Source organism: Streptomyces lunalinharesii (genome assembly GCF_039532155.1).
In the GTDB taxonomy this organism is placed as follows: Bacteria; Actinomycetota; Actinomycetes; order Streptomycetales; family Streptomycetaceae; genus Streptomyces; species Streptomyces lunalinharesii.
In genome coordinates this window covers 550,979-568,246 of the sequence record NZ_BAAARK010000001.1, presented here as the reverse complement: position 1 = coordinate 568,246, position 17,268 = coordinate 550,979, and the positions used below count along the sequence as shown (strand labels likewise).

15 protein-coding genes are annotated in these 17,268 nt (G+C 72.4%); 7 read left to right on the top strand and 8 right to left on the bottom strand.

Annotated features, from left to right (window positions below; translation table 11 throughout):
* Position 1 precedes the first annotated feature (1 nt).
* Entirely contained in the window at positions 2 to 1,216 is a 1,215-nt protein-coding gene (locus tag ABD385_RS02580) for an acetyl-CoA C-acetyltransferase (RefSeq protein WP_344573183.1), read from the top strand.
* Positions 1,217 to 1,248: 32 nt separating this feature from the next.
* A complete protein-coding gene (locus ABD385_RS02575) occupies positions 1,249 to 3,453 on the top strand; it encodes a 3-hydroxyacyl-CoA dehydrogenase NAD-binding domain-containing protein (RefSeq protein WP_344573182.1) in 2,205 nt (734 codons plus the stop codon).
* A 39-nt stretch (positions 3,454 to 3,492) separates the two neighbouring features.
* Here ABD385_RS02575 and ABD385_RS02570 read toward each other — a convergent pair whose 3' ends face one another.
* On the bottom strand, positions 3,493 to 4,275 hold the full coding sequence (locus ABD385_RS02570; protein ID WP_344573181.1) for a MerR family transcriptional regulator: 783 nt from the start codon (positions 4,273 to 4,275) through the stop codon (positions 3,493 to 3,495).
* Between the two features lie 131 nt (positions 4,276 to 4,406).
* Between ABD385_RS02570 and ABD385_RS02565 the strand changes: the two genes are divergently transcribed.
* Both ABD385_RS02565 and ABD385_RS02560 read left to right on the top strand, forming a co-directional pair.
* Positions 4,407 to 6,251, top strand: a complete 1,845-nt coding sequence (locus ABD385_RS02565; RefSeq protein WP_344573180.1) for an AMP-dependent synthetase/ligase — start codon at positions 4,407 to 4,409, stop codon at positions 6,249 to 6,251.
* 129 nt (positions 6,252 to 6,380) lie between these two features.
* Entirely contained in the window at positions 6,381 to 7,823 is a 1,443-nt protein-coding gene (locus tag ABD385_RS02560) for an amino acid permease (protein ID WP_344573179.1), read from the top strand.
* A gap of 264 nt (positions 7,824 to 8,087) precedes the next feature.
* On the opposite strand, the gene sph is transcribed toward ABD385_RS02560, so the two are convergent.
* The gene (gene sph, locus ABD385_RS02555; protein ID WP_344573178.1) at positions 8,088 to 9,104 is read right to left on the bottom strand and encodes a sphingomyelin phosphodiesterase; all 1,017 of its coding nucleotides are present in this window, start codon (positions 9,102 to 9,104) and stop codon (positions 8,088 to 8,090) included.
* Between the two features lie 260 nt (positions 9,105 to 9,364).
* On the opposite strand from sph, the gene ABD385_RS02550 reads away from it, so the two are divergent.
* The gene (locus tag ABD385_RS02550; protein ID WP_344573177.1) at positions 9,365 to 10,024 is read left to right on the top strand and encodes a TetR/AcrR family transcriptional regulator; all 660 of its coding nucleotides are present in this window, start codon (positions 9,365 to 9,367) and stop codon (positions 10,022 to 10,024) included.
* A gap of 95 nt (positions 10,025 to 10,119) precedes the next feature.
* Here ABD385_RS02550 and ABD385_RS41315 read toward each other — a convergent pair whose 3' ends face one another.
* The 5 genes from ABD385_RS41315 to ABD385_RS02530 all read right to left on the bottom strand — a co-directional run bounded on the left by ABD385_RS41315 (position 10,120) and on the right by ABD385_RS02530 (position 13,686).
* The gene (locus tag ABD385_RS41315; protein WP_425585334.1) at positions 10,120 to 10,512 is read right to left on the bottom strand and encodes an aldehyde dehydrogenase family protein; all 393 of its coding nucleotides are present in this window, start codon (positions 10,510 to 10,512) and stop codon (positions 10,120 to 10,122) included.
* A 42-nt stretch (positions 10,513 to 10,554) separates the two neighbouring features.
* Positions 10,555 to 10,704 (bottom strand): hypothetical protein, encoded by a 150-nt coding sequence (locus ABD385_RS41310; protein ID WP_425585333.1) that lies wholly within the window; start codon positions 10,702 to 10,704, stop codon positions 10,555 to 10,557.
* Between the two features lie 65 nt (positions 10,705 to 10,769).
* Positions 10,770 to 11,660, bottom strand: coding sequence for an oxygenase MpaB family protein (locus ABD385_RS02540; protein WP_344573176.1), 891 nt, complete (start codon positions 11,658 to 11,660; stop codon positions 10,770 to 10,772).
* Positions 11,661 to 11,794: 134 nt separating this feature from the next.
* Positions 11,795 to 13,051 (bottom strand): DUF6114 domain-containing protein, encoded by a 1,257-nt coding sequence (locus tag ABD385_RS02535; protein WP_344573175.1) that lies wholly within the window; start codon positions 13,049 to 13,051, stop codon positions 11,795 to 11,797.
* Positions 13,052 to 13,065: 14 nt separating this feature from the next.
* A complete protein-coding gene (locus tag ABD385_RS02530; RefSeq protein ID WP_344573174.1) occupies positions 13,066 to 13,686 on the bottom strand; it encodes a DUF6230 family protein in 621 nt (206 codons plus the stop codon).
* A 110-nt stretch (positions 13,687 to 13,796) separates the two neighbouring features.
* Between ABD385_RS02530 and ABD385_RS02525 the strand changes: the two genes are divergently transcribed.
* Both ABD385_RS02525 and ABD385_RS02520 read left to right on the top strand, forming a co-directional pair.
* Positions 13,797 to 14,714 carry an oxygenase MpaB family protein gene (locus ABD385_RS02525; RefSeq protein ID WP_344573173.1) on the top strand — a complete coding sequence of 306 codons (918 nt, stop codon included), beginning with the start codon at positions 13,797 to 13,799 and terminating at the stop codon, positions 14,712 to 14,714.
* Positions 14,711 to 15,601 carry an oxygenase MpaB family protein gene (locus ABD385_RS02520; RefSeq protein ID WP_344573172.1) on the top strand — a complete coding sequence of 297 codons (891 nt, stop codon included), beginning with the start codon at positions 14,711 to 14,713 and terminating at the stop codon, positions 15,599 to 15,601. The genes ABD385_RS02525 and ABD385_RS02520 overlap by 4 nt, the downstream gene beginning before the upstream one ends.
* 52 nt (positions 15,602 to 15,653) lie before the next feature.
* Here the strand turns inward: ABD385_RS02520 and ABD385_RS02515 are convergent, their stop codons facing one another.
* The gene (locus ABD385_RS02515; RefSeq protein ID WP_425585343.1) at positions 15,654 to 17,096 is read right to left on the bottom strand and encodes a M1 family metallopeptidase; all 1,443 of its coding nucleotides are present in this window, start codon (positions 17,094 to 17,096) and stop codon (positions 15,654 to 15,656) included.
* Positions 17,097 to 17,268 lie beyond the last annotated feature (172 nt).

Genomic DNA, 17,268 nt, shown 5'->3' with positions numbered 1-17,268 from the left:
TGTGAGCACCGAAGCGTATGTGTACGACGCGATCCGCACCCCCCGCGGTCGCGGCAAGGCCAACGGCGCCCTGCACGGCACCAAGCCGATCGACCTGGTCGTCGGCCTGATCCACGAGGTGCGGCGGCGCTTCCCCGATCTGGACCCGGCCGCGATCGACGACATCGTGCTGGGCGTGGTCGGGCCCGTCGGCGACCAGGGCTCGGACATCGCCCGGATCGCCGCGATCGCCGCCGGTCTGCCCGACACCGTCGCCGGCGTACAGGAGAACCGCTTCTGCGCCTCCGGTCTGGAAGCCGTCAACATGGCCGCGGCCAAGGTCCGTTCGGGCTGGGAGGACCTGGTCCTGGCGGGCGGTGTGGAGTCGATGTCGCGGGTTCCGATGGCCTCCGACGGCGGCGCCTGGTTCGCCGACCCGATGACCAACTTCGACACCGGCTTCGTCCCGCAGGGCATCGGCGCCGACCTCATCGCCACCATCGAGGGGTACTCCCGCCGCGACGTCGACGAGTACGCCGCGCTCTCCCAGGAGCGGGCCGCCGCGGCGTGGAAGGACGACCGCTTCGCGCGCTCGGTGGTCCCCGTGCAGGACCGCAACGGCCTGGTCGTCCTCGACCACGACGAGCACCTGCGCCCCGGCACCACCGCCGACTCGCTCGCGGCCCTGAAGCCGTCGTTCGCCGCCATCGGCGACGCCGGCGGCTTCGACGCGGTCGCGCTCCAGAAGTACCACTGGGTCGAGAAGATCGACCACGTCCACCACGCCGGCAACTCCTCCGGCATCGTGGACGGCGCCGCACTGGTCGCCATCGGCTCCAAGGAGGTCGGCGAGCGCCACGGCCTCACCCCGCGGGCCCGCATCGTCTCCGCCGCGGTCTCCGGCTCCGAGCCGACGATCATGCTCACCGGCCCCGCGCCCGCCAGCCGCAAGGCCCTGGCCAAGGCCGGTCTGACCATCGACGACATCGACCTGGTCGAGATCAACGAGGCGTTCGCCGCGGTCGTCCTGCGGTTCGTCAAGGACATGGGCCTCAGCCTGGACAAGGTCAACGTCAACGGTGGCGCCATCGCCCTGGGCCACCCCCTCGGCGCCACCGGCGCCATGATCCTCGGCACCCTCGTCGACGAGCTGGAGCGCCAGGACAAGCGCTACGGCCTGGCCACCCTCTGCGTCGGCGGCGGCATGGGCGTCGCCACCGTCATCGAGCGCCTCTGACCCCTCGTCCCACCCACTACGGAGAACTACCCATGAGTGCAACCGCTGCTGCGTCGACCATCCGCTGGGAACAGGACGAGACCGGCGTCGTCACCCTGGTCCTGGACGACCCCCACCAGTCCGCCAACACCATGAACAACGCCTTCAAGGCCTCCCTGACCGCGGTCGCCGACCGCCTGGAGGCCGAGCGGGACACCATCCGCGGCATCATCGTCACCTCCGCCAAGAAGACCTTCTTCGCCGGCGGCGACCTGCGCGACCTGATCGCCGTCACCCCCGCCCAGGCACAGCAGGCGTTCGAGGCCGGCAACGGCATCAAGCGCGACCTGCGCCGGATCGAGACGCTCGGCAAGCCCGTGGTCGCCGCCATCAACGGCGCCGCGCTGGGCGGCGGCTACGAGATCGCGCTGGCCTGCCACCACCGCATCGCCCTGGAAACCCCCGGCACCAAGATCGGCCTGCCCGAGGTCACCCTCGGCCTGCTGCCGGCCGGCGGCGGCGTCACCCGGACCGTCCGGCTGCTGGGCATCACCGACGCGCTGCTGAAGGTGCTCCTCCAAGGCACCCAGTACAACGCCACCCGCGCCCAGGACAACGGGCTGATCCACGAGGTCGCCGCGACCCGGGACGAACTGCTCGCCAAGGCCCGGGAGTTCATCGACGCCCACCCCGAGTCCCAGCAGCCCTGGGACGCCCCGGGCTACAAGATCCCCGGCGGCACCCCGGCGCACCCGAAGTTCGCCGCCAACCTCCCGGCGTTCCCCGCCAACCTCAAGAAGCAGCTCAACGGCGCCCCCTACCCGGCGCCGCGCAACATCCTCGCCGCGGCCGTCGAGGGTTCCCAGGTCGACTTCGAGACCGCCCAGACCATCGAGGCGCGCTACTTCGTCGAGCTGGTCACCGGCCAGGTCTCCAAGAACATGATCCAGGCGTTCTTCTTCGACCTCCAGGCCGTCAACTCCGGTGCCAACCGCCCCAAGGACGTCGCACCGCACACGGTCCGCAAGGTCGCCGTCCTCGGCGCCGGCATGATGGGCGCCGGCATCGCCTACGCCTGTGCCAAGGCCGGCATCGACGTCGTCCTCAAGGACGTCACCCTGGAGGCGGCCCAACGGGGCAAGGGGTACTCCGAGGGGCTGCTCGCCAAGGCGTTGGCCAAGGGCCGCACGACCGAGGCGCAGCGCGACGAACTGCTGGCGCGGATCACTCCCACCGCCGAGCCCGCCGACCTCGCGGGCTGCGACGCGGTCATCGAGGCGGTCTTCGAGGACGTCGCCCTCAAGCACAAGGTGTTCAAGGAGATCCAGCACGTCGTCGAGCCCGACGCGCTGCTGTGCTCCAACACCTCCACCCTGCCCATCACGCTGCTGGCCGAAGGCGTCGAGCGGGACACCGACTTCATCGGCCTGCACTTCTTCTCGCCGGTCGACAAGATGCCGCTGGTGGAGATCATCAAGGGCGAGCGGACCGGTGACGAGGCGCTGGCCCGCGCCTTCGACCTGGTACGCCAGATCCGCAAGACCCCCATCGTCGTCAACGACTCCCGCGGCTTCTTCACCTCCCGGGTCATCGGCCACTTCATCAACGAGGGCGTGGCGATGATCGGCGAGGGCCTCGATCCGGCCTCGGTCGAACAGGCCGCGGCCCAGGCCGGCTACCCGGCCAAGGTGCTGTCCCTGATGGACGAGCTGACCCTCACCCTCCCGCGCAAGATCCGCAACGAGACCAAGCGGGCCGTCGAGGAGGCCGGCGGCACCTGGCAGCCGCACCCGGCCGACGCCGTCATCGACCGGATGGTGGACGAGTTCGACCGCCCCGGGCGCAGCGGCGGCGCCGGGTTCTACGACTACGGCGACGACGGCCGGCGCACCGGCCTGTGGCCCGGGCTGCGCGAGCACTTCCAGCAGGAGGGCGCCGCCGTCCCGTTCCGGGACATGCAGGAGCGGATGCTGTTCTCCGAGGCGCTGGACACCGTCCGCTGCCTGGAGGAGGGCGTGCTGACGTCCGTCGCCGACGCCAACATCGGCTCCATCTTCGGCATCGGCTTCCCGGGGTGGACCGGCGGCGTGCTCCAGTACGTCAACGGCTACCAGGGCGGGCCGGGCCGGGAGGAACTCGTGGGCCTGCCCGGGTTCGTGACCCGCGCCCGCGAGTTGCAGGCGGCCTACGGCGACCGGTTCGCGCCCTCCGCGCTGCTGGTCGAAAAGGCCGAGCGGGGCGAGAAGTTCAGCGACTGAGCCGGACGCGCGGGGGTGGGCCGGCGCGGCCCGCCCCCGTCACCGGCCGGCCGCGCCGCCGACCCCGTCCCGGTCCGTGCGGTCCGCCCGGCCGTCGTGCCCGCCGGTGCCGAGCCACTCGCGCAGCTCTTCCTTCATCGACCGTTGGAAGGCGGTGACCAGTGCCTGCACCACCATCGGCTGCATGTGCGCGGAGAGCGACTTCATCCGCGCCACCTCCTCGGCGTCCGGCCCGCCGTCCCGGTAGGGCTCCCACACCTCGTCCTTGAAGAGCCGGCTGAGTTCCCGGGCCGCCGAGCGGGTGTGCTCGATGACGACGGTGCGGGCCGCCAGGATCGTCTCCAGGGCGATCGGCACGTCGAGCAGCCGCGCCCCCAGGTGCAACAGCCCCGGGTCGATGCGGAAGACGTGCGGCTGATCGGTCCGGACCAGGACGTTCATCGCCGCCAGCCGGTCGAGGTCCTCCTCGGTCAGCTCCCGGCCGACGCGCCGTTCCAGCTGGTCCCGGGTGGCGTCCTCGGCCGTGTCCGGGATCCAGCTCGCCACCAGGGCGCGGTGGATGGCCAGGTCCTGGGCGCTCAGGTCGGGCGGCAGCTGCGCCAGGTAGCGTTCGATGGCGGACAGGGTCAGGCCCTGGTGCTGGAGTTCCTCGATCAGCGCGAGCCGCGAGAGGTGGTCCGGACCGTAGCGACCGACCCGGCGGGGGCCGATCTCGGGCGGCGGCAGCAGTCCGCGGGTGCTGTAGAAGCGGATCGTGCGGACCGTGACGCCGGCGCGGGCGGCGAGTTCGTCGACCGTCAGGTCGGGGGCGGACTCCATCATGTTCAACAGTATTGCTGTCTCACCAGACCTGTGAAACCTTCGTCACCGCTCAGCGCGCGGCCGGGCCCCTCCGAGCGGGCCCGCATCCTCCGTACGGTCCGTAGCTCAGGCCCACGCCTTCGGGAGGCGCCATGACCACGCTCCTGCGCATGCCCGGCGAGCCGGGCGAACTCACCCTGCCGGCCCTGCTGTTGCGCAACGCCGAGGACCACGGCGCCCGGCCCGCACTGTCCTGGCGCGCGCCCGACGGCGGCGGCTGGCGGACCCTCGATTGGGCGGCGGCGCGCCGCCGGATCGGCGAACTGGCCGCCGGGTTCCGGGCGCTCGGCGTCCGGCGCGGGGAGATCGTCCTGCTCATGATGGGCAACCGGCCCGAGCACTGGCTCGGCGACCTGGCCCTGGTGCACCTGGGCGCGGTGCCGGTCACGGTCTACGGCACCGCCGCCCCCGAGCAGATCGCCCACGTCGTCCGGCACAGCCGGGCCCGCCTGGCCGTGGTGGAGGGGCCCGGCGAGCGGGCCCGCTGGGAGCCGCTGCTCGACGATCCGGCGGCGCGGCTGGAGCGACTGGTGGTCGTCGAGCCGGCGGCCGACCCGGCGGGCACCGGGGGCGCGCAGGACCGGTGCGAGGACTTCGCCGCGGTGGCGGCCCGCGGGGCCGAGGCGTACGACCCGGCGTCCTTCGAGGCGACCTGGCGGCAGGGCGACGCGGACGACACGCTCACCGTCGTCTACACCTCCGGCACCACCGGCGACCCCAAGGGGGTGGTGGTCAGCCACCGCCACGTGCTGCTCAACGCGGTGGCGCTGGACGGCGTCGTCGAGCTGCCGGACCACGCCGCGCACCTGTCCTACCTCCCGTTCGCGCACATCGCCGAGCGGATGCTGGGCCTCTACCTGCCGGTCTTCCGGGCCGCGCACGTCCACCTGTGCCCGGATCCGGCTCAGGTGGCGCCGCTCGCCCGGGAGCTGCGGCCGGCGCAGTTCTTCGGGGTGCCGCGGGTGTGGGAGAAGCTGGCGGCGGCCGTCGGCGGCGCCCTCGCGGAGCTGCCGGAGGAACACCGGGCGGCCGTGGCGGCGGCGGCCGAGACCGCCCGGGCGCACGTCGCGTACCGGGAGCGCGGGCAGCGGCCGCCCGCCGGGCTGGCGGCGGCCTACGCCGCGGCGAAGGCGCGGGTGCTGGACCCGCTGCTGGCGGCGGCCGGTTTCGACCGGCTGGTGTGGACGGCGAGCGCCTCGGCGCCGATGCCCCCGGAGGTGGTGCGGTTCTGGGCCGGTTTCGGCATCGTGATCATGGACGCGTGGGGGCTGACCGAGACCGTGGGCGTGGCCACGACCAACGCCCCGGGCGGCTTCCGGCTGGGCTCGGTGGGCCGGCCGCTCGCCGGTCTGGAGGTGCGCACGGCCGCCGACGGGGAGATCGAGGTGCGCGGCCGGACGGTCTGCGCGGGCTACCTCCGAGAAGACGGCACGGTGGAGCCGGCCACCGGCGCGGACGGCTGGTTCCGCACCGGCGACGTCGGGCGGATCGACGCGGACGGCTTCCTGTGGCTCACCGACCGCAAGAAGGACATGATCGTGACGTCGACCGGCAAGAACGTCTCGCCCGCGCTGGTCGAGAACGCTCTCAAGGAGCATCCGCTCATCGGGCAGGCGCTGGCGCACGGCGACGGCCGGTCGTACGTGGTGGCGCTGCTGGTGCTCGATCCGGAGCTGGCCCCCCTCTGGGCGGCCCGGCACGGCATCGGGGGGAGCCTGGCGGAACTGGCCCGGCACCCGGCCGTCCGGGCGGAGGTCGAACGGGGCGTGGCAGCGGCCAACACACGACTAAACCGCACGGAACAGGTCAAGCGATTTTCCTTGTTGGGCGAGGAATGGCGGCCGGAAACTGGCGAACTCACTCCCTCGTTGAAGCTCCGCCGCTGTGTTATTCGCCACAAATATGGACAAATCCTAGAGCGAATGTACGCCATGTGATCTCTCACACAGACGGGGGGCCGCTCTTCGGGGAAGGTGTGCCGACTGGCCGTTCGCGCGATCCGCGGTGCCGGTCACGTGCCAGCTCTCCGAAAGCGAGATGAACCACCAGTGAGCACAGAAACCGTCGTGGATGAAGCCCAGCGGCCATCGGACGGGGGGAGCGGGGTCCAGCAGGACGCGGGGGACGCCGGCTACAGCAAGGCCCTCAAGGGTCGCCACATCAACATGATCGCCATCGGCGGGGCGATCGGCACCGGCCTCTTCCTGGGCGCCGGCGGGCGCCTGCACTCGGCCGGTCCCGCGCTGGCCATCGCCTACGCGGTCTGCGGCCTCTTCGCCTTCTTCGTCGTCCGGGCCCTCGGCGAACTGGTGGTGCACCGCCCGTCGTCCGGCTCGTTCGTCTCCTACGCCCGGGAGTTCCTGGGCGAGAAGGGCGCCTACGTCGCGGGCTGGATGTACGTCGTCAACTGGTCGACGACCGGCATCGCCGACATCACCGCGATCGCCCTGTACACCCACTACTGGAGCATGTTCACCAGCGTTCCGCAGTGGGTGATGGCGCTGATCGCGCTGGCGGTGGTGCTCACGATCAACCTGATATCCGTGAAGATCTTCGGTGAGATGGAGTTCTGGTTCGCGATCGTCAAGGTCGCGGCGCTGGTCGCCTTCATGTTCATCGGGATCTTCCTGCTGGCCACCCAGCACCCGGTCGACGGACACACCCCGGGCCTGAACCTGATCACCGACCACGGCGGCTTCTTCCCGACCGGTCTGATGCCCGTGGTGATCGTGCTCCAAGGCGTCGTGTTCGCCTACTCCGCCGTCGAACTCGTCGGCGTCACCGCCGGTGAGACCAGCGAGCCGCACAAGGTCGTCCCCAAGGCCGTGAACTCGATCATGTGGCGGGTCGGCATCTTCTACGTCGGCTCGGTGGTGTTGCTGGCGATGCTGCTGCCGTGGAACGTCTTCAGCGCCAACGAGAGCCCCTTCGTCACCGTGCTGTCGCACGTCGGCATCCCGCACGCCGGCGACGTGATGAACCTCGTCGTGCTCACCGCGGCGATGTCCAGCCTCAACTCCGGGCTCTACTCCACCGGTCGCATCCTGCGCTCGATGTCCATGGCGGGCTCCGCGCCGAAGTTCGCCGCGCGGATGAACCGCAGCCAGGTGCCGTACGGCGGCATCATGCTCACCTCCACGGTGTGCGTGCTCGGGGTCGGGCTCAACGCCTGGCTGCCCAGCCAGGCCTTCGAGATCGTGATCAACATCGCGGCGCTGGGCATCATCAGCACCTGGTGCACGATCATGGTCTGTCACATGGTTTTCGTCCGCCGGTCCAAGGAGGGCCTGGTCGAGCGTCCGCGCTTCCGCCTGCCGGGTACGCCGATCACGGACATCGCCACCATCGTCTTCCTGGTCGGCGTCATCGTCCTGATGTGGTTCGACGACGGCGTCGGCCGGCAGACCGTGCTGCTGATCCCGGTGCTGGCCGCCGCGCTGGTCGGTGGCTGGTTCGTGGTCCGCGGCCGGGTCCGCCGGATCGCCGAGGAGCGCGAACTCGCGAAGTAGCGAGGGAGCAGCCCCACGCCTGCACGCCGGAGGGCGGCCGCGGTGGACCGGAAGGTCGCCGCGGCCGCCCTCCGGCGTGCAGGGCCGTTGTCAGTGGTCGCCCGTACCGTGGGGTCATGGCTGAGAAACGGGGATCGACGCCGCAATCGTCCACGTCAAGGGGGACGCCACCGCACCTCAGGGCAGGGGCGTCAAAAGGATCGCTCGCCGGGCGGAGCGCGCACCGGGTGGCGGACCGACCGGTCCGCCACCCGGTCGGCGGGGTCAGCCGCCGATCAGCGGATAGTGGTCGGAGAGGTTGGTGTAGGTGTACTGCTTGCCCCAGCTGGAGACGGTCCAGGGCGCCGACTCCTCCTTGACCACGGTGTTCTGCCAACCGGCGGGCCGGGCATGGCCGTTGCGGAACAGCACGTAGTCCAGGTCCTCGCGGGGGTCGTTCGGGTAGCGGTACGCGGCGATCGAGTTCTCCGCGGTGTCGAAGGAGTACGGGTGGCCCGTGCGCCGGTCGGCCGGCGCCAGGTCCGCGTTGGCCAGCAGGGCCGGGTACTCGGTGCCGTGGAAGTCGATGTTCATGTCGCCGGCGACCATGACCTCCTCGTTCGCCGGGATGTTCTTGGCGTCGAGGAAGGCGTCCAGCTCCTTGAGCTGCTTGGCGCGGTCGGCGGCGGCCTCGCCGGCCTTGCAGCCCGAGTCGGTGGACTGGGTGTGGGTGCCGACGACGTGCACCTTGGCTCCGTCGACGTCCAACACCGCATAGACGAAGCCCTTGTTGGAGAAGGCGTCCGACCCGCAGGCGTCCTTGTAGACGTACTGCTCCTTGCGCAGCACGGGCCACTTGCTCAGCAGCGTCACCCCGCCGTCCTCGGGCGTGACGGCCGAGTAGGCGCCCGAGGTGGCGTCCCAACCGCTGCGGCTGCGGCCGACCACCGGGGTCTGGTGCGGATACTCCGCGGCGGCCCGGGACTTGAGCGCGTCGGAGGAGGAGTTGTCGAAGGCTTCCTGGAGCACCACGACGTCGTTGCCGTGGAAGAAGTCCGCGGCGGCGATGGCCTGGGCGCGGTGGTCCTGGCCCCAGTTGGGATACAGGTTCTTGCTCATGAGGAAGGTGTTGTAGGTGAGCACCTTGAGCCGGGGCGCGCTGGCGGCGGCCCGGGGCCCGGCGGGCCCGGCCGGGGTCGAGGTCGTGGCGGCCGACGCGGTGGGGGTCGCGACGGCCAGCGCGGCGGTCAGGGCCGCGCAGAGCGCGGCGGCACGGGACGTGCGCAGGGGGGAGTGCGGCACGAAAACTCCCTAGGAAGAGGGGGGACACGGGATGTTGAACCGGCGACGCACATCAAACCAGCTGGGGTTACTTCTAGGTAACCGCCCGGCGGGCAGCAGATTTACAGCGCGAAGCACCAGTCGAGGGCGTCGCGCCCGCGTGCCGTGACCCAGGGCCGTGGAATCCCCCTGGACAGGGGCTCGTTACAAAGTTATTCAGTTAGTGTCACTGTTGCTTCCGGCGGGTGCGCCGGCCGGCGGCGGTGTGCGGAGGGGGACGGATGACGGACGAACGACGGCTGCCGGCAGGGGCGTTGACGGGGGCGCCGGGAGCCGGCGGAGGGTTGTCGGAGAAGATCCTGGACGCCGCGCGGGAGCAGTTCATGACCTTCGGACTGCGCCGCTCCACCGTCGACGACGTGGCCAAACGCGCCGGGGTCTCCCGGGTCACGGTGTACCGACGGGTCGGCAACAAGGACGAGTTGGTGCAGCGGGTCCTGCTGCGGGAGTACCGGCTCTTCGTGGCCGAGGTGGACGCGGCGGTGGCCGGGCTGCCGACGATGGAGGAGCGGATGGTGGAGGGGTTCGCGGCCATCCTGCGCCTGATCCGCGGGCACCCGCTGATCGGCGGGCTGTTGCGGTTGGAGCCGGAGACGATGTTGCCCCACCTGACGCTGGAGAGCGGGCCGTCCTTCCTGGCGATGCGCGGGTACCTGGCAGGGCACCTGCGTCGGGCGGCACGGGAGGGCGCCGGCGGGGTGTGCGAGGAGCGCGCCGACCGGGACGGGGAGGGCGACGGGGACCCGACGGCGGTGGCCGAGCTGATGGTGCGGATCACCGTGTCGTTCCTGCTGAATCCGGTGAGCTGCTTCGCGTTGGACGACGACGAGCAGGCCCGGCGGTTCGCCCGGCGGTACCTCGCGCCACTGCTGCACCGGTGAGCGGCGGGGCGGCTCCCTGCCCGAAGGCCGTCCCGCCGTGGGACTTCCCGGCAACAGGACCCGGCGGCGGTGGGGGAGGAGTCGCCGGGCCGCGGTCAGCGCCGGCTGTGCAGCCAGCGCCCCGCCGCGACGGCCCGGTCCACCCGGCGCCCCGGCGTGCTGAACGACGTCAGGTCCACGGGCGGACGGAAGCGCCGGACGGTGAGCGCCTGCGGGGCGGTGAAGCCGCGCAGGCCCTCGGCGCCGTGGACGCGGCCGTGGCCGGAGGCGCCGGAACCGCCGAACGGGAGGGCCGGGACGGCGGCGCCGGCGCGGACCAGCGCCTCGCCGGTGCTGCCCGGTCCGGTGCCGGTCTGGAGGAGGTGCGGCTGGTCGGGGACCGCGTCGGCGAACGTGGCGGCGAGCAGGACGCCCACGCCCGGGGTGAGTTCGGAGGGCTTGAGGACCACGGCGTTGCCGGCGGCGAGGGCGTGGCCGACGGGGCCCATGGGCGTGTAGAGGGGGGTGGTTCCAGGGGCCGATGACGCCGATCACGCCCAGCGGCCGGTGGGTGAGCAGCGCGCGTTGGTGACACCCGAGCGGGCCGGCGGGGACGCGGCGGCCCAGCCGCAGGCCGCCCAGCCGCGGGCCGCCGCCCGGCCCCGGTCGACGGCGGTGTGGACCTCGGCGGGGCCGTGCACGGGATGCTCGCCGACGGGTTCGCCGGTGAGCGGTGAGCGGTGAGCGGTGAGCGGTGAGCGGGAGATCAGTACGGTCGTCGGTCGTCCTCGCAGGGCAGGGGGCGCAGCGGGCGGTGTTGGGCCCAGGCGGGCCCGAGGTCGTCGAGGGCGTAGCCGAAGGGGTAGGAGCGGGGCCGGGACAGGCCCGGTCGTCCCTCGGGTCGCGCGGGCAGCAGCCGTACGAGGGCGGCCCGGGCGCGCAGCGTGCGGTGGGCCAGGGTCCGCAGCCAGGGCGGTTGCGGGGGGAATCCCAGGGCGTGCAGCAGGGGTTCGTCCAGCAGGGCGAGGGAGAAGCGGGCGACGGCGGGGCGCAGGACGGCGGGGTACCAAGACGCCAGCACCCGGAAGGTGGCGTTGGCCACCCGGTGGTTGGCCGGATGGTAGGCGAACGCGGCGGCCTCGTGGTCGTCGAGGAGCTTCTCGTAGCCGGCCATGGTGCGCGGGGCGTCGGGGATGCCCATCAGCGCGGCGAGCCGGTGGCCGACCAGGGCGAGGGCGGCGTTCTCGTGGGCGCACAGCGGACGCCAGCCGTAGCGGTCGATCCACCGCTTCGGGCCGACGACGGTGGTGGCCAGGACGTAGCGGAAGTCGTCGTCGGGAATGCGGTACTTGGCGTGGATGCGGTTGAGGTGGCGGGCCGCGGCGCGACCCCGCTCCGAGTCGAAGCCGTCGGCGGCCATCTCGTAGCCCAGGAGCACCGTGTCGTCGTAGCGCTTCTGCCCGTTGCGTTCGAACTCCTGGGTACGGTCGAGGAGTTGGGAGATGCGCGGGACGCCGAAGTCGCGCAGGAACGCGACCGACACGCCCTTGGCGTAGTCCCAGGGGAACTCGTACTGGGTGATCCAGCGGAAGATCTGCTCGAAGTCCCGCTCGGGGTCCATCCGGCGGATCTCCCGCAGTCGGGCGTAGCGGCCCATGGCGCGTGCCTCCTGACGTGGGGTGGCGTGCGGTGGTCTCCCGGGGGCTGCCCGGGAGGCGGTGCGCGGGCCCGTCGGGCGGGGTGGCGTCGGACGGGCCCCGGGGCGTGCCGGTGACGGATCTCCGCGGCGCTCTAGTGGCCGCCCAGCACCCGGTAGCGCACCTCCGCGGCGTCGACGAGGACCTGGCCCGCGGTGACGGGCCGCAGGGTGAGCGAGGGCAGCCGGACGGCGATCGGGAGGTTGGCGGGGACGACGTCGGCGCCGAGGCAGAGCTGCGGGGTGCTGACCCCCAGCCAGGGGATGACGAGGGCGCCCCGCAGGGAGGTGGCGTAGACGTCGACGTTGCGGATGTCGAGTTGCACGTCGAGGACGTGGTCGAAACCGTCCGGTCCGGTGACCCGCAGGTGGTAGTCGTCGGCGACGATCCGCGCGGCATGCACCCACAGGACCTTGATCCGGCCGCCGCCCGCGGTGGGCAGGTGGGTCGCGCCGTGCACGAGGGCGTCGGTGGCGGTGAGCCGGGTGGCGCCGACGGTCGGGTGGTAGGGGCTGACGGGGTAGTCGGCGCGGCCCGGGCCGGGCTGGTCGCCGACGACGACGGGTGGGGCCAGGGGCGTGCGGTCGTCGGGGGCGCCGATCGCACCGGGGCGGGCCGTCCGGGTCGGCGGTGCGGGGCGGTCGCCGCCGGAGGGCGGCGGGCCGGTGGGGGCGGGGTCGTCCGCGCCGCCGGTGTCGACGCCGCTCAGGCAGGGCAGCCCGAGGGCGTCGCGCGGATCCGGGTCGGCCGCGCGGGCCGGTGCGCCGGTGACCAGGCCGGCGGCGAGGACGAGCGGCAGCGTCAGGGCGAGGGCGGCGCCGGGCGGAGCCGGTCGGGCGCCCGCGCCCTCAGGCCCTTTTGGGCGCGGGCCCACCGCCCCGGACACCGTGTCGTCTGTGTCGGCCGCACCGTCCGTATCTGCCGCCGGCCCGTCCGGCAGCCATCCGAAGGCCATCGACGAGCCCACCAACCCGAGCCCGCAGCCGATCCCGAAGCCGCCCAGGTTGGTGGTGGCGAGCGAGACCAGGGAGGCGATGGCGGTGACGACGGAGACGAACATCCGCTGGGCGGGGGCGAAGACGAAGAACAGTCCGCCGGCGATCAGCACCAGCCCGACCCCGATCGCCGACATCGCGCCGATGCCGACCTTCAGCATCAGCGGGAGCGGCGCCAGCGGCAGGGCGATCAGTTCCAGACCGCCGGCCACCGCCCACAGCCCGGCCCAGAACGGGCGGCTGCGGCGCCAACGCCGCAACGGTCGGCGCAGTCCGGCGGCGGGCAGGATCCGGTCGAGCCAACTGCCGGTCTCCTTGGCGAGTTCGGCGAGGAAGCCGAAGACGAAGGTGAGCACGGGGCCTCCTGCGGCTAGTAGCACTCTTTGCCGGTGCGGCTCAGCTCGATCTCGACCTTGTCGAGGGTGAGCGACCCGCCGTTGGAGGCCCAGGCGGTGCTCTTGACGTCGCGGGCCAGCGCGGTGTCGGCCTGGACGCCGAACAGTCCGCGCGGTCCGCTGACGCCCGGCGCCCCGGTGAGCGTGCCGGCGTCCCGGCCGGCCTGCACGCCGGTCACCCGGCCGCCGCTGCTGGTCAGCGCGTCGGCGTCGACCACCAGGTGCTCGCCGCTGACGGGCCGGTCGCCGCCGGAGCGGACCAGCAGCGAGACCTCGCCGACCAGCGGCAGCCGCTGCTTCATCGACAGGCAGACCCCGCGGGCCGTGCCGGACTCGATGCCGGCCAGCAGCACCGGGTGGCCGGTGCCGTCCGCGCTGCCGAGGGAGGAGGGGAAGCTGGAGATGCCCCGGCCGGTGATCTCGTCGGCGGAGACCTTGAAGTTCTTGCCGGACACCGCGAAGGACGCCGCCATCGCGCCCTGCGCCAGGGCGATCACCACGGCGCCGACGCAGGCCACCCCCGGCACCAGCATCACGGCGGTGCGCTTCCAGTGCGTCCGTCCCTGGGGGCTCAACTCACGTGCTCTCGCAGCCATTTCAAGGACCTCCCGAGGGAGTGAGTCAATGTTACAAGGACTATTGACTTGTTTCACGAGCCGCGTCAACACTGCTGACACGGATTCAGTGACGCGGCGGGAGGGACACCGTGGCAGCAGCCGACACCCCCTTCGACGACCCGGCGCAGCGGCCCCCGGCGCAGGTCCGGGCGCCGCGCCGGGGCGGCGTCGCCTGGCGCCACTTCGGCGACACCCGGGCGTTCCTGACCTCCCCGCAACTGCTGTTGCTCCAGGTCGCGCACCCCGTGGTCGGCGCCGGCGTCACGGACCACTCGACCTTCCGCACCGAGCCCTGGCAGCGCCTGCTGCGCACGGTCGGCTCGCTGGCCACGGTGATCTACGGCGGACAGGCCGCGGCCACCGCCGAGGCCCGACGCCTGATCGAGGTGCACCGCCGGATGCAGGGCACCGACGCCCGGGGCCGCCGCTACCACGCCCTGCACCCCGAGGCGTACCACTGGGTGCACGCCACCCTCGTCCGCGGCCCGGTCGAGGCGCTGCGGCTCTTCGGCCCCGGGCTGAATGCGGCACAGACCGCGGAGTACTACCGCGAGATGCGGGACGTGGGACGCGTCTGGGGCCTCAAGGAGCACCACCTGCCACCCGACTGGCCGGCGTTCTGCGCCTACTACGACCGGATGGTGGCCGAACGCCTGGAGTTCAACGACGCGGTGCGCGACGTCCTGGCGGAGCTGGCCCGGCCGCAGAAGCCGCCGGTGTGGTGGGTCCCGGCGGTGCTCTGGCGGCCGTTCGCCGCGCTCGCCGCCCGCTACGCCCTGCTGGTCACCGTGGGTGCGCTGCCCCCGGTCCTGCGCGAGCGGTTCCAACTGCCCTGGAGCGCCCGGCACGCGCGCCGGCTGCGCCGGCTCGCCCGGGTGGTGCGCTGTCTGATGGCGCTGGTGCCGCCGCCGCTGCGGATCGCCCCGTCGCTCTTCCTCGCCTACTGGAACACCCACCGGCCCGGCACCGACCCGCGGGCCCGCCGCCCGCTGGGAGCCACCGTATGATGCGTAAGCGTATGAACACGCTACGCACGGACACGGAGCGCACGGAGCCGGAACCCCCGCCGCCGGGCGGGGTGCTGTGGACGCTGGTCGGCGACGTCAGATCGCTGCTGACCCTGCCCGCGGCCCTGACGATGCAGGTCGCACACCCCGCGGTGGGCGCCGGCGTGGACGACCACTCGGTCTTCCGCACCGACCCCTGGGGGCGCGGCGAACGGTCGCTGACCTCGCTCCAGCTGTGGGTCTACGGCGGGCCCGCCGCGGTCGAGGAGGGCCGGCGGCTGCGGAAGCTGCACCGGTCCATCCAGGGCACCGACGCCCACGGCCGCAGGTACCACGCGCTCACCCCCGCCTACTACGCCTGGGTGCACGCCACCGGCTACCCCGTCTTCCGGCACGCCCAGCGCTACCTCGGCCGCCCCTTCACCCCCGCGCAGGAGCGCCAGCTGTACGCGGAGTGGCTCCAGGTGGGCCGGATCCTGGGCCTCCACGACCGGGACATGCCGCAGACCATCGAGGAGTTCTGGCCGTACTACCGCGCGGTGCTCGACACCGAGATCGAGCAGACCGCGGTGGTGCGGGAGTTGACCGCCACCGACCGGCCGCTGCCGGCCCCGGACCGCGGCCCCTGGTGGGTGCGGCTGTCGCTGCGCCTGGTCTGGCCGGTGCTCTTCCCGGGCTTCGCGCGCTTCAGACGGTTCGTCACCATCGGGCTGATGCCGCCGGACGCCCGGCGGGCCATCGGCCTGCCCTGGACCGACGCGCAGGAGCGCCGGCTGCGCCGTCTGGGCCGGGTGGTGCGCCTGGTGGTGCCGCTGCTGCCGGAGCGGGTGCGGTTCATGCCGATCGCCCGCCGGGCCCGCCGGTCACACCGGGCGTCCGCCCGCTAGCGACGCGGACGGGCGGGGTCCGGACGTGCCGGACCCCGCCCGCCGCTGCCGGTCAGTGACCGGCGTGCACCTCGTGGGTGGCCTGGATCTGCTTCCAGGACTTGGGCTGGGCGACCGGACCGCGCGCGACGAACGCCCGCGCGCCCGCCCCGGCGGCCGGCCGGGTCGGCTGGTACAGCCAGGTGTCGAAGAAGTCGGCCAGCGGCTTCCCGGACTTCTTCTCGGCGAACTTCACGAAGTCCCCGACCGCGGCGTTGCCGTACCGGTGCTCCGTCGGCCACGACTTGAGCAGGTCGAAGAAGACCTTGTCACCGACCTTGTTGCGGAGCGCTTGGAGGGCCAGCGCGCCCCGGTCGTAGACCGCCGAGTCGAACTGCTTGTCCGGGCCCGGGTCGCCCGGCTTCACCGTCCAGAACGGGTCGTCGGCGGGGTGCTGGGCGTAGGTGTAGTCCGCCAGCTGCTGCGCGGTGCCCTCGCCCTCCTTCTCCGACCACAGCCACTGGCTGTACGCGGCGAAGCCCTCGTTGAGCCAGATGTCCTTCCAGCCCTTCAGCGACACGCTGTCGCCGTACCACTGGTGCGCCAGCTCGTGCACCACCACCGAGACGTTGGCGCCCTTGTCGAACGCCTTCTTGCCGTAGAACGGGCGGGTCTGGGTCTCCAGCGCGTACCCGGCCGGGACGTTGGGGACGTAGCCGCCGACCGAGTTGAACGGGTACGGGCCGAAGACGCCCTCCAGCCACTCGGTGACCTCGGCGGTGCGCTCGATGCTCGCCCGCGCCGCCCCCAGGTTCGCGCCCAGGTCCGGGCTGACCGCGTTGATCACCGGCAGGCCGTCGGCGGTGGTGTCGGTGGTGACGTCGAACTTGCCGATCGCCAGCGTGGTCAGGTACGTCGCCTGCGGCTTGTCCGAGCGCCAGTTGAAGCGCGTCCAGCCCAGCTTGGAGGACTTCGACGTGAGCACGCCGTTGCTGAGCGCCTGGGTGCCGTCCGGCACCGCGACGGAGATGTCGTACGTCGCCTTGTCGGTGGGGTGGTCGTTGCTGGGGAACCACCACACCGCGGACTCGGGCTCCTGCGCGACCACGCCGCCGTCCGGCGTCCGGGCCCAGGCGGTGAAACCGTCGATCTTCAGCTCGGAGGGCTTGCCCGCGTAGCGGACGACCACGCTGACGTCCTTGCCCTTCTCCAGGGGCGTGGCCGGCGTCACCTCCAGCTCGTGCTTCCCGGACGTGGCGAAGGTGGCTTTCTTGCCGTTGATCCGGATCTCGCTGACCTTCAGGCCGAAGTCCAGGTTGAAGCGGGAGAGGTCCTGCGTGGTCCGGGCGAGCAGGGTCGCCGTGCCCTCCAGCAGGTCCGTCGCCGGCTGGTACTTCAGCCGCAGGTCGTAGTGGGAGACGCGGTACCCGCCGTTGCCGCTCTCGGGGTAGTAGCTGTCGCCCGCACCCGGGGCACCCGGCGTGAAGTCGGCGGCCGACGCCGGGATCGCCAGCATCAGGCTGAGCGCGGCCGCGCCCGGGACCAGGAGTCTGTGACGCACGAGTCCTCCAACTCGTAGGGGAGGTCGATCTGTTACGGAGCCTATGTACGCATCCCCGCCCGCGTCATGTCCATGGCCACATCTGACACATGACCGACATCTCACCGACACGCGCCCCGGACGGACC